The organism is Streptomyces sp. CS113 (assembly GCF_002188365.1).
GTDB classification, from domain to species: domain Bacteria; phylum Actinomycetota; class Actinomycetes; order Streptomycetales; family Streptomycetaceae; genus Streptomyces; species Streptomyces tendae.
Genome location: NZ_KZ195574.1, coordinates 4527042 through 4537979, shown reverse-complemented (window position 1 = coordinate 4537979; position 10938 = coordinate 4527042). Strand labels below are relative to the sequence as shown.

The 10938-nt window shown below is 72.0% G+C and carries 17 protein-coding genes and 1 tRNA gene; 16 read left to right on the top strand and 2 right to left on the bottom strand.

The features are described from left to right. Window positions 1-44: 44 nt before the first annotated feature. From B9W62_RS20130 to B9W62_RS20105, 7 genes are all read left to right on the top strand, one after another. Window positions 45-776: a siderophore-interacting protein gene (locus B9W62_RS20130; RefSeq protein ID WP_087808493.1), complete on the top strand. Its 732-nt coding sequence runs from the start codon at window positions 45-47 to the stop codon at window positions 774-776. 25 nt (window positions 777-801) lie between these two features. Continuing rightward, a complete protein-coding gene (locus B9W62_RS20125) occupies window positions 802-1395 on the top strand; it encodes an HhH-GPD-type base excision DNA repair protein (protein ID WP_087808492.1) in 594 nt (197 codons plus the stop codon). Window positions 1396-1966: 571 nt separating this feature from the next. After that, window positions 1967-2665 carry an HdeD family acid-resistance protein gene (locus tag B9W62_RS20120; RefSeq protein ID WP_087808491.1) on the top strand — a complete coding sequence of 233 codons (699 nt, stop codon included), beginning with the start codon at window positions 1967-1969 and terminating at the stop codon, window positions 2663-2665. A gap of 79 nt (window positions 2666-2744) precedes the next feature. Next, complete coding sequence (locus B9W62_RS20115; RefSeq protein WP_087808490.1) at window positions 2745-3065, top strand: hypothetical protein; 321 nt, start codon at window positions 2745-2747, stop codon at window positions 3063-3065. 69 nt (window positions 3066-3134) lie between these two features. Next, a complete protein-coding gene (locus tag B9W62_RS40790; RefSeq protein WP_256976517.1) occupies window positions 3135-3269 on the top strand; it encodes a hypothetical protein in 135 nt (44 codons plus the stop codon). Between the two features lie 145 nt (window positions 3270-3414). Continuing rightward, window positions 3415-3711 (top strand): type II toxin-antitoxin system VapB family antitoxin, encoded by a 297-nt coding sequence (locus tag B9W62_RS20110; RefSeq protein WP_003999914.1) that lies wholly within the window; start codon window positions 3415-3417, stop codon window positions 3709-3711. A 148-nt stretch (window positions 3712-3859) separates the two neighbouring features. Beyond that, window positions 3860-4474 carry a LytR C-terminal domain-containing protein gene (locus B9W62_RS20105; protein WP_087808489.1) on the top strand — a complete coding sequence of 205 codons (615 nt, stop codon included), beginning with the start codon at window positions 3860-3862 and terminating at the stop codon, window positions 4472-4474. 15 nt (window positions 4475-4489) lie between these two features. On the opposite strand, the gene upp is transcribed toward B9W62_RS20105, so the two are convergent. Further along, a complete protein-coding gene (gene upp / locus B9W62_RS20100; RefSeq protein WP_087808488.1) occupies window positions 4490-5125 on the bottom strand; it encodes a uracil phosphoribosyltransferase in 636 nt (211 codons plus the stop codon). Between the two features lie 141 nt (window positions 5126-5266). Here upp and B9W62_RS40220 point away from each other — a divergent pair, with 141 nt between their 5' ends. The 8 genes from B9W62_RS40220 to B9W62_RS20060 all read left to right on the top strand — a co-directional run bounded on the left by B9W62_RS40220 (window position 5267) and on the right by B9W62_RS20060 (window position 9896). Then, entirely contained in the window at window positions 5267-5503 is a 237-nt protein-coding gene (locus tag B9W62_RS40220) for a hypothetical protein (protein ID WP_179235571.1), read from the top strand. A gap of 340 nt (window positions 5504-5843) precedes the next feature. Next, on the top strand, window positions 5844-6395 hold the full coding sequence (locus B9W62_RS20090) for a tRNA adenosine deaminase-associated protein (protein ID WP_087808486.1): 552 nt from the start codon (window positions 5844-5846) through the stop codon (window positions 6393-6395). A 68-nt stretch (window positions 6396-6463) separates the two neighbouring features. Next, entirely contained in the window at window positions 6464-6895 is a 432-nt protein-coding gene (tadA, locus tag B9W62_RS20085; RefSeq protein ID WP_087811990.1) for a tRNA adenosine(34) deaminase TadA, read from the top strand. Between the two features lie 77 nt (window positions 6896-6972). Further along, window positions 6973-7057 (top strand) — tRNA-Ser (locus B9W62_RS20080). A 43-nt stretch (window positions 7058-7100) separates the two neighbouring features. Beyond that, the gene (locus tag B9W62_RS20075) at window positions 7101-7322 is read left to right on the top strand and encodes a hypothetical protein (protein WP_003974925.1); all 222 of its coding nucleotides are present in this window, start codon (window positions 7101-7103) and stop codon (window positions 7320-7322) included. Further along, a complete protein-coding gene (locus B9W62_RS20070; protein ID WP_087808485.1) occupies window positions 7322-7615 on the top strand; it encodes a Dabb family protein in 294 nt (97 codons plus the stop codon). Before B9W62_RS20075 ends, B9W62_RS20070 begins: the two co-directional genes overlap by 1 nt. Before the next feature lie 192 nt (window positions 7616-7807). After that, on the top strand, window positions 7808-8647 hold the full coding sequence (locus B9W62_RS20065; protein ID WP_030188868.1) for an RNA polymerase sigma factor SigF: 840 nt from the start codon (window positions 7808-7810) through the stop codon (window positions 8645-8647). Between the two features lie 292 nt (window positions 8648-8939). Continuing rightward, window positions 8940-9896 (top strand): RNA polymerase sigma factor SigF, encoded by a 957-nt coding sequence (locus B9W62_RS20060; RefSeq protein WP_059303045.1) that lies wholly within the window; start codon window positions 8940-8942, stop codon window positions 9894-9896. A gap of 121 nt (window positions 9897-10017) precedes the next feature. Here B9W62_RS20060 and B9W62_RS20055 read toward each other — a convergent pair whose 3' ends face one another. Continuing rightward, a complete protein-coding gene (locus B9W62_RS20055; RefSeq protein ID WP_087808484.1) occupies window positions 10018-10221 on the bottom strand; it encodes a hypothetical protein in 204 nt (67 codons plus the stop codon). Between the two features lie 205 nt (window positions 10222-10426). Between B9W62_RS20055 and B9W62_RS20050 the strand changes: the two genes are divergently transcribed. Continuing rightward, window positions 10427-10927: a MarR family winged helix-turn-helix transcriptional regulator gene (locus B9W62_RS20050; RefSeq protein ID WP_087808483.1), complete on the top strand. Its 501-nt coding sequence runs from the start codon at window positions 10427-10429 to the stop codon at window positions 10925-10927. Window positions 10928-10938 lie beyond the last annotated feature (11 nt).

The following is a 10938-nucleotide window of genomic DNA, read 5'->3' as shown; positions in this document are numbered from 1 at the left end:
GTTTGTCTGTCGTGGCCAAATAGTACGTGAAAGGTGAAGGAAACATGGGGCAGGGGCGGGGCTGGGAGGGCGCGGTCCTCAAGCTGATGCGCGCGAAGGACTTCGAGTTCACCGTGACGGGCGCCGAGGACGTGACCCCGCACTACCGGCGGTTGCGGCTGAGCGACGGCGGCATGCTGGCGGTGACCGGCGCCCACCCCACGATGTGGGTGCGCCTCTGGTTCGACAACGCGGGCAAACCGCACCAGCGGGGGTACACGCTGGTCGATCCGGACCCGGCGGCCGGGACCTTCGCGATGGAGTTCGCCCTGCACGAGGGGTGCGCGAGCGACTGGGCGCGGGCGGCGAAGCCGGGTGACACGATCGAGGCGACGGTCCAGGGCACCGGGTTCGAGGTGCCGCAGCCCCTGCCCTCCCGTGTCTTCGCGGTCGCGGACCCGGCGTCCCTGCCCGCGCTCAACTCCCTGCTGGGCTCCGACGCGCTGGGGTCGGTGCCCGCGACCGTCTGGTTCGAGGGCGACACGGACGAGGGCCTGCCCTTCCGTACCGAGCCCGGGCGGCACGAGGTCCGCACGGTCACGCGGGGGGACGCGGGGGCGCAGCTGGTCGCCCGGGTGAAGGAGGAGCTGCCGGAGCTGCTGGGGGCCGTCCCGGAGCCGTTCGTCTGGATCGCCTGCGACACGGCGACGACGCGGGCGCTCTCGTCGTACGTCCGCAAGGAGCTGGGCGTGCCGAAGCAGCGGGTGAACGCGCTGGGGTACTGGCGCGCGACCTGAGCCCGTACGCGCGATCATCGGGACCATGGACGTCACACTTCACCTCGCCCAGGACCCCGAGGCCGATGAACTCCTCGGGCGCAGCCCGCTCGCCGCGCTGGTCGGCATGCTGCTGGACCAGCAAGTGCCGATGGAGTGGGCGTTCAAGGGCCCCTCGACCATCGCCCGGCGCATGGGGGCGGAGGATCTGGACGCGCACGACATCGCCGCGTACGACCCCGAGGGGTTCGCCGCGCTGCTGTCCGACAAGCCGGCCGTCCATCGGTATCCCGGCTCGATGGCGGGGCGGGTGCAGCAGCTGTGCCGGTACCTCGTCGAGACGTACGACGGTGACGCCGAGGCCGTCTGGCGGGGGGTGGCCACCGGGAAGGAGCTGCTGAAGCGGCTGGAGGAACTGCCGGGGTTCGGCAAGCAGAAGGCCCAGATCTTCCTCGCGCTGCTCGGGAAGCAGCTCGGCGTGCGTCCCGAGGGGTGGCGGGAGGCCGCGGGGGCGTACGGGGAGCCCGACTCGTTCCGGTCGGTCGCGGACATCAGGGGGCCGGAGTCGCTGACCAAGGTGCGCGCGCACAAGCAGGAGATGAAGGCGGCGGCCAAGGCGGCGAAGGCCTCGGGCAAGTAGAAGGTGGTGGGGGTGCGGTGCCTGCGGCGCCCCTGCCGATTCGGTGGGGGTGCGCAGTGCCTGCGGCGCCTGTGGGGGTGGTGGGGTGCGCGCGATGCCTGCGGCGCCTGTGCGGGTTCGGTGGGGGTGCGCGTAGCGCGGTGCGTCCGGTGGGTGGGTCGGGGCCGCGCCGGGGGGTGTTCGTCCTCGGAACGGCGCGGAATCGGTTGGCCACAGATCTTCCCGGCGTTGACGCGCCAACCGCTGCGGGCGAACACCCCCCGACACGTCCCCTTCCCGCCGTACGCGGCTTTCCCGCCGCGTCGCCATCCGCCCCCGGCTGCGGGCGTCGCCGTCGCCGCGGGCAGTCGCCCCCGCAACCGCGGGCAGTCGTGCCTCCCCCAGTGCCTGAACGGCCTGGGAGGTACCCCCAGGCGGCACGGGTGGGCGCGGCGGCACCCCGGCAGCGCCGGGCCACGCGACCCACCCCCGCGCCCACACCCGCCCCGGGCAACGAGGGAACCCCGGATCACATCAGCCCCGTGGCCCAATCCAGCTGGCATCCACGTCCCGCCTGCTCGGAGCATGGGGCATGACCGAACCACCTAGTGGCTCCCCCGGCGGGACACCGTACGACGACCGCGGGGTGCACGCCCGGCACGGGACGCCGCACGGGACGCCGCACGGGACGGCCTCCGGACGGCAGGAGCCGGAGCCCGAGCCGGCCTTCGAGGGGCCGCTGCACCTCCTGTCCCGCGCCGCCTGGCAGACCGTGCTGTTCACCGGTGTCGCCTCCCTGGTCCTCGGCGTACTGGTGCTCGTCTGGCCCGGCGCCTCGCTGCTCGCCGCCGGCGTGCTCTTCGGCCTGTACCTCGTCATCAGCGGCGTCCTCCAACTGGCCGCCGCCTTCGGTACGCACCGGCGGACCTCCCTGCGCGTGCTGGCCTTCATCAGCGGCGCGGTGTCGATCCTGCTGGGCCTCTTCTGCTTCCGCGGCCCCCTGCAGTCGGTGCTGCTGCTCGCGCTCTGGATCGGCATCGGCTGGCTGTTCCGCGGCGTCACGCAGATCGTGGCCGCCGCGCACGACCCGGCGATGCCGGCCCGCGGCTGGCAGATCTTCCTCGGTGCCGTCACCGTCGTCGCCGGCATCGTGCTGATCGACTCGCCGGTCGAGTCGGCCACCGTCCTCATGCTGGTCGGCGGGTGGTGGCTGGTCGTCGTCGGCGTCGTGGAGATCGTCACGGCGGTGCGGCTGCGAGGGCGGGCGCGTCAGGTCCCGCACGCCCTGTGAGCGGCCCGGCCTACGCCGAGCGGGCGGTTCTCGTCCCCGGTGCGATGGACGGCGTACCCCGGGCGGGGACACGACTGGGATGAGAACCGCACCGCACGCCGCCCCGCGCCACGCCGCCTGGCTGCGGGTCCTGGTGCTGGTGCTCGCCCTGCTGGTGCCCTGCACGCACGTGACGGTCCAGGCGGCACCGGTGACGGTGGCGGCCGGTGCGGCGGCGGAGTACGACCATCTCGACTCCGCACTGCGCGTCGCGGCCCGGAGCGGCCGCCGTGCCGCCGTGCTGCGGCCTGCCCCGCCGTCCGTCCGGCCGGACCGCCGGGCACCCCTTCGGTGCGACGCCCGTACCGGGCGGGCCGCCGCTCCTCCCGGCGGCCCGCGTTCCGTCGTTCTGCGCTGCTGACCGTGCCGGACCGGCCCGACCGCCGGTCCCCCGCGGACAGGAACCACACGCGAGGAACGAGGAACCGTCATGCCCCACGACCCCTACGCCGTCCTGCGCGCCCTCCTGCGCGCCGAGGCCGCCCGCCGTACGCCCAAGCCGGTCACCGCACCGCAGGAAGCCGAGGAACGACGGCTGCCCGCGCGGGAACGGAGGCGCGGCTGACGGGAGCGACCGGGCGGCGGGGGCGGGCACGCACCGTCTCCGCCGTCGGCGGAGGGCCGATTGATCCGGTTTACGGCGTCTTTTCCGGCGCCGCACTACGGCGCCATGGCTGCGCCCGCAACCTCCGGGCCGGTAGGCTTTCCGTGTGATCTTCAAGCGCATCGGAAACGGCCGGCCGTACCCCGACCACGGCCGGGAAAGCACCCGGCAGTGGGCGGACGTCGCTCCGCGCCCGGTCCGCCTCGATCAGCTCGTGACGACCAAGGGCCAGCTCGACCTGGAAACGCTCCTGGCCGAGGACTCCACCTTCTACGGCGACCTCTTCGCGCACGTGGTGAAGTGGCAGGGCGACCTGTATCTGGAGGACGGTCTGCACCGGGCGGTGCGGGCCGCGCTACAGCAGCGCCAGGTGCTGCACGCCCGGGTGCTCGAACTCGACTGACGAGCGTGCGACGGCACCCCGGCGGGGCTTCCGCTTGACCCTTTCGGGTTGCCTTGCGCCGAACCTCGGAACGTCGACTGATCATCTAATAGGCATCATCGCCCCGGCGCACTACGCTGCGCCCATGAGCATGCTGACTCCTCCCGGCATGGGTGGCCAGTACAAGATCACGGGGGACAAGTACCCGCGGATGCGCCCGGCCCGGCGACGTGGGCGGCTCGCGTTCGTCGCCGTCGCCTCCGTCACCGTTCTCGGCGTGCTGGGCTGGGGCACGCTCCAGCTCGTCGACGTCTTCACCGGCGGCGACAAGGCCTCGGCGGCCGGTGCCGCGGGCTGTGTCACCACCGCGCGGGCGAGCGCCTCGCCGGCGGCCGCGGTGCTGCCGAAGCCCGGGCAGGTCACCGTCAACGTGCTCAACGCGACCACCCGCAGCGGGCTGGCGCAGAAGACCGCCGACGAGCTGAAGAAGCGCGGCTTCCGGGTGGGCGAGGTGAGCAACGCGCCCAAGGAGTACGACAAGAAGGTCACCGGCACGGGGCTCCTGCTCGGGCCGGCCGCTTCCCCGAAGAGTGCGCTGCCGGTGCTCGGCACGCAGCTTCCCGGCGCCGTGCACCGCACCGACGCGGCCCGCAAGGGTGCCACCGTCGACCTCATCATCGGCAACGGCTTCAAGGGGCTCGCGAAGCGCGCGGACGCCGACACGGCGCTGGCCGAGCTGGCCGCGCCGCGGTCGACGCCCGCCGCGGAGAAGAAGAGCTGCTGAGTCCGGGCCGTACCTCTACTCGGCTGCTCCGTACATGCGGTCGCCCGCGTCGCCGAGGCCCGGGACGATGTAGCCCTGCTCGTTGAGCCGCTCGTCGACCGAGGCCGTCACGACCGTCACCGGGGTCCCGGCCAGCTCGCGCTCCATCAGCTCGACGCCCTCGGGGGCGGCGAGCAGCACCACGGCCGTCACGTCGTCGGCGCCGCGCTTGATCAGCTCCCGGATGGACGCGACCAGGGTCCCGCCGGTGGCCAGCATCGGGTCCAGGACGTACACCTGGCGCCCGGAGAGGTCCTCCGGCATGCGGGTGGCGTAGGTGGACGCCTGGAGCGTCTCCTCGTTGCGGATCATGCCGAGGAAGCCGACCTCCGCGGTCGGCAGCAGGCGGACCATGCCGTCGAGCATGCCGAGGCCGGCACGCAGGATCGGCACCACCAGCGGGCGCGGGTGGGAGAGCTTGACGCCGGTGGTCCTCGAGACCGGCGTGTGGATGTCGACCTGTTCGGTGCGCACGTCGCGCGTGGCCTCGTAGGCGAGCAGGGTGACCAGCTCGTCGGCGAGGCGGCGGAAGGTCGCGGAGTCGGTGCGCTGGTCGCGCAGCGTGGTGAGCTTGTGGGCGACCAGGGGGTGGTCGACGACGTGGAGACGCATGCTCACCACAGTAACCGGGCCCCGTGGGGGCGGCGTCCCCGCGCCCCGGGGCAAGGGCCGGACACGGGCTCCACTCGTTCGCGGGCGTCAAACCGCCCGGTCGGGGGAAGGTGGGAGGGACGGACGCTGGGTGGTGAGACTGTGGCTGACCGGGACTTCCACGACACGCCGTCCCCCGGCACGGACCGGGGTGCGGGACGCGGGGCCGAGCCGGGTGCGGAGCCGGACGGGGAGCGTGAGGCCGAGCGGCGGCGGCGCCGGGCGCAGTTCCTGCGCGATCTGGCGGAGGCCCGGCAGCTGCGGGACCGCGTGCAGCCGCGCCGCGCCAAGACCGCCCGGCTGCGGCACGCGATGCGCATGCGCACCTTCCGCTGGTAGTTCCTCCGCGGTCCTGCCGCCCGGGACGACTTCCTGACCCGGGCGGGGAAGATCGCGCGCCGCGCCGACGTTGGTGGTGACGGACGTACGCGGGGACCGCGAGAATCCGCGTACGATCCGCACGTGGCGGCGACGAGAACGCTGCTGGGCGGCTGCCCGGGTACGCACCTTCCGGGACGCCGGTCAAAACAGCCGGACACAGGGCGCCGAAGACGTCCCCTGAGTGCCTTGTTTCTGCCACGATTCCGAGTGGGTGGGGCTCGGAGCACCGCTCCCCCGCCCGTAGCCTCCGCCGGGGGGATCCCCAACCGGCACGCCTAGGACCAGTGGGAGAGTCACGGTGTACTTCGCCGCACTGCTCGCGCGCACCGAAGACGGGTGGGAAGCGAGCGACACGGAGCTCGACGATGTGGAAACCCTGTCGGATCTTGCCGACCTGGCCCGGGAGGCCTCTCCCGACGAGGACACGGTGCTCGTGCTGATCGAGCAGGAGGACGCGTGGTTCGGAGTCGTCCGGGTGGACGGTGAGGAGGACCCCCGTATCTACGTCTCGGACGCCGCCGCGGCCGCGCGCAGCAGCTACGGCGAGATCCTGCTCACCGACGAACTGCTCGGCCGGGAACCGGGGGACGACGGCGACGACCTCGACGCCCTCGACCTCGACGGCACGGAGGACGGCGAGTCCGACGACGAGGAGGACGAGGACGGCGGCGGCGGCTCCGACGCGGCCGCCGGCTCGGGCGAGGCCGTGCCGCACGGACCCGTCGGCGACGCCGAGGTCCTCGACGACCTCGGCGTGAGCGAGAAGGAACTGCGCTCGATGTCCGGGGACGCGGTCGGCGAGATCGCCGAGGCCCTCGGCGCGCTGGACGTCCTGGAGACCGTCCGCTGACCGCGCCGGCCGAGGAGGGTCCCGGGGGGACACCGCCCGATCCGGTGCGCGACCGGTGGCGGGCCGCGATGCGGCTCGCCCTGGTCGAGGCCGGGCGGGCGGCGGAGGGCGGGGACGTGCCCGTCGGCGCCGTCGTGCTGGCGCCGGACGGCCGCACCGTGCTCTCCGCCGGGCACAACGAACGCGAGGCCACCGGGGATCCGACGGCCCACGCCGAGGTCCTCGCGATCCGGCGGGCCGCGGGGGAACTGGGAGAGTGGCGGCTGTCGGGCTGCACGCTCGTCGTCACCCTGGAGCCCTGCACGATGTGCGCGGGCGCGCTCGTCCAGTCCCGGGTGGACCGCGTGGTCTACGGCGCCCGCGACGACAAGGCGGGGGCGGCCGGGTCGCTGTGGGACGTGGTGCGCGACCGGCGCCTCAACCACCGTCCCGAGGTGATCGAGGGCGTGCTCGCGGACGACTGCGCCCGGCTGCTCACGGACTTCTTCCGCGACCGCTGACCCGGCGTCCGGACGGCTGTTCGTCGGCCGCGATACCGATTTCGGAGCATGCCGCCGCGTGCTGTAAAGTCTCCCTCGGTAGCGTGTCCGAGCGGCCGAAGGAGCTCGCCTCGAAAGCGAGTGTGGCGCAAGTCACCGAGGGTTCAAATCCCTCCGCTACCGCTTTGGAAGGGCCCCGTCGAAAGACGGGGCCCTTCGTGCGATCATGAGCGACCGAAAGGCGTGGGTCGAAGGGACAGGGGAGGCCGCGGTGGCGGTGAACTCGAAGAAGATCGCCGTCTATGTGGTCGTGGTCTTCGTGCTGTACGTGATCATCACTGATCCGGCCAAGGCAGCCGACTACGTACAGATAGGTTTCCAGGGCATATCGGACGCGGCGGGCGCCGTGGGCGACTTCATGACCTGGGCCGCCAACGGAGGAGAGTGATGATCCGCCACCTCGTGCTGTTCAAGCTGAACGACGGCGTCGGGCGCGACGACCCGCGCGTCGTGGCCGGCGTCGAGGCCTTCCGGGCGCTCGGCGGCCAGATCGACGACCTCCGCTTCTGGGAGTGCGCCTGGAACATCAGCGACCGGCCCATCGCCTACGACTTCGCCATCAACTCGGCGGTGGACGACGCGGACGCGCTCAAGCGGTATCTCGAACACCCGGCGCACCAGGCGGGCGTCGCGCTGTGGCGGGAGTTCGCCACCTGGGTGATCGCCGACTACGAGTTCTAGTACGACCGCGGGTCCGCAGCACGCCGCGGACCCCGGCCCGGCCCCGTACCTGCCCGGTGCGGGGCCTTTCCGCGTTCACTCAACACGACCTTATGCGGTGCTTGCACACAGTGGACATGTCTTGTGATGCTATGACCGCTTTTGACGGATGAGTTGACGGAAGAGTTGACAGATCACGAGGTGGAGTTGACCGTGCCGGCCAGTACTGCGCCTCAAGCACCGCCCGCGCCGCCCGCCCAGGCCCAGGAGGCTCCCGCGCCGCAGCGCAGCCGGGGCGCCGACACCCGGGCCCTGACCCAGGTGCTGTTCGGCGAGCTGAAGGGCCTCACCCCGGGCACACCGGAGCACGACCGGGTGCGCGCGGCGCTCATCGAGGCCAACCTCCCGCTGGTGCGCTACGCGGCCGCCCGGTTCCGCTCCCGCAACGAGCCGATGGAGGACGTCGTCCAGGTCGGCACCATCGGGCTCATCAACGCCATCGACCGCTTCGACCCGGAACGCGGCGTGCAGTTCCCGACGTTCGCGATGCCCACGGTGGTCGGGGAGATCAAGCGGTACTTCCGCGACAACGTCCGCACGGTGCACGTGCCGCGCCGGCTGCACGAGCTGTGGGTGCAGGTCAACAGCGCCACCGAGGACCTCACCACCGCCTTCGGACGCTCCCCGACCACCGCCGAGATCGCCGAGCGGCTGCGCATCACCGAGGAGGAGGTGCTGTCCTGCATCGAGGCGGGACGGTCGTACCACGCCACCTCGCTGGAGGCCGCCCAGGAGGGCGACGGGCTGCCCGGACTGCTCGACCGGCTCGGCTACGAGGACCCGGCACTGGACGGGGTCGAACACCGGGACCTGGTGCGCCATCTGCTCGTCCAGCTCCCCGAGCGGGAGCAGCGGATCCTGCTGCTGCGCTACTACAGCAACCTCACGCAGTCTCAGATCAGCGCCGAACTCGGTGTCTCCCAGATGCACGTGTCGCGGCTACTGGCGCGTAGTTTCCAGCGGTTGAGGTCCGCGAACCGGATCGACGCGTAAGCTCGGGCGGGACTCCGGGCGGAGTCGAAAGCGCGAGCGAGGGGTCACCGGGGAGAGCGAATCGCTCACCAGGGCCGTTGCGGACGGAATCGGGCTGAAAGGCCATCAGACCCCCTGTTTCCAGGGGGTATTCGCATCTCGGATGTCGACATGTCACTACAGCGCGTTGCCGACATGTGACATTCTGCCGGAGACGCGTTTGCCGGGGCTTCGGCTCCGGTATTCAGGTGAAGGCTGCGTTCCCGGCGTGGGAGCGTGTGCCGCGACCGTCCCGCGACCCAAAGGGGGTGGCATGTCCGCAGAACAGGGCAGCTCGAAGGTGCTCGCGCTCGCGGAGAGCGAGACCGCGCCCGACTCGATCGAGGCCCTCGCCTCCGTCGAGCCCGTCGGCCCCATCGACTCCGTCGGCTCCGTCGACGGCACTCAGGCCGGCGACGCCGTGCCGGACCTCGACGCCGTGCCGGCCCAGGCCCTCCCGGCCACCGAGGCCATCGACACCCGCACCCTGTCCCGCTCCCTGTTCCTGCGGCTCGCCGCCCTCGACGCGGACAGCCCCGAGCGTGCCTACGTCCGGGACACCCTGATCGAGCTCAACCTCCCGCTGGTGCGCTACGCCGCCGCCCGGTTCCGCTCCCGCAACGAGCCGATGGAGGACATCGTCCAGGTCGGCACCATCGGCCTGATCAAGGCGATCGACCGCTTCGACTGCGAGCGGGGTGTCGAGTTCCCGACGTTCGCCATGCCGACCGTGGTCGGCGAGATCAAGCGGTTCTTCCGCGACACCTCGTGGTCGGTGCGCGTCCCGCGCCGGCTCCAGGAGCTGCGGCTGGCCCTGACGAAGGCCAGCGACGAGCTGTCCCAGAAGCTGGACCGCTCCCCGACCGTGGGTGAGCTGGCCGCCGTCCTCGGCGTGTCCGAGGAGGACGTCGTCGACGGCCTCGCGGTCGGCAACGCCTACACCGCCTCCTCGCTGGACTCCCCGGCCCCGGAGGACGACGGCGGCGAGGGCTCCCTCGCGGACCGCCTGGGCTACGAGGACACGGCGCTGGAGGGCGTGGAGTACCGCGAGTCCCTCAAGCCGCTGCTGGCCAAGCTGCCGCCCCGGGAGCGGCGGATCATCATGCTGCGCTTCTTCGCCAACATGACCCAGTCGCAGATCGGCGAGGAGGTCGGCATCTCGCAGATGCACGTCTCCCGGCTGCTCACCCGGACCCTGTCGCAGCTGCGCGAGGGGCTCATCTCCGACTGAGCCCGCGCCGCGGGAGAGTCCGTACGACAGCACGGCGACCGCCGTGGCACCTCGGGGGTGCCGCGGCGGTCGCCTTCGTGTGTTCCGGTACCGGCCGCGGCGGCCCGGTGCCCGTGCCGTCCTAGCCGAGCGCCAGCCAGGCCACGGCCGCGACGACGATCACGGCGGCCACGATGCCGACGATCAGGCCGACGCGGGGCCCGGAGGAGGAGGCGGCGGGGGCCGCCGCCTGCCGGCCCTGCGGGGCGTCGTCGACGAACGCGCGGAACATCTGGGTGCTGCCTGCGGGGTCGTTATTGCCCTGGGGGCCCTGGGTGTTAGCCATGGGCCGAGACACTAGCGAATCCGCGGGTGCGGCCCAAGTGCGGGGCCACCGAGTGCCCTTGACCCGGTCCACCCCTTATCACCTGCGCATTTACTTTCGCAATACTTGCCTTTGCCAACTTTTTATGCCACACCGACCATTTTTGTTTGCCTGTAGCAACTAACGGATCTTATGGTTGCCCTAAGCAACGAATCGGGAGGTGCGCATGGCCGAGAAGGCGCAGTACGAGGAGCTGATCCGCCAGTTCAGCGCCTTCGGCGCCGTGAAGCGGGAGATGGGGCGGCTGCTGCCGTCCGACTGTCCCGGCGGGTCCGTCGCCGTACTGACCCTGCTCGGCCGCCACGGGGACATGCGCATGAGCAAGCTCGCGGAGCTGCTCGCGGTGGACATGTCGGTGACCAGCCGCCACGTCGCCCACGGCGCCGAGCGGGGCTGGATCGAACGCCTTCCCGACCCCGCGGACAAGCGCTCGCGCATCCTGCGCCTGACGCCCGCCGGGCAGGACCAGCTCGACGAGATCGCCGAGCGGACCACCCAGCTGCTCTCCCACCGCCTGAGCGACTGGTCCGACGACGAGGTCGGCCAGCTCTCCCGGCTCATGGCCCGCCTCAGGGCCAGCTTCGACGACTGCCGGGCCCCCGCGGCCCGGCCTCCCGCACTGTCCGGGGACGCACAGTCCACCCGTACACCCGCGATCACCACGTAAGTAAAGGAAGT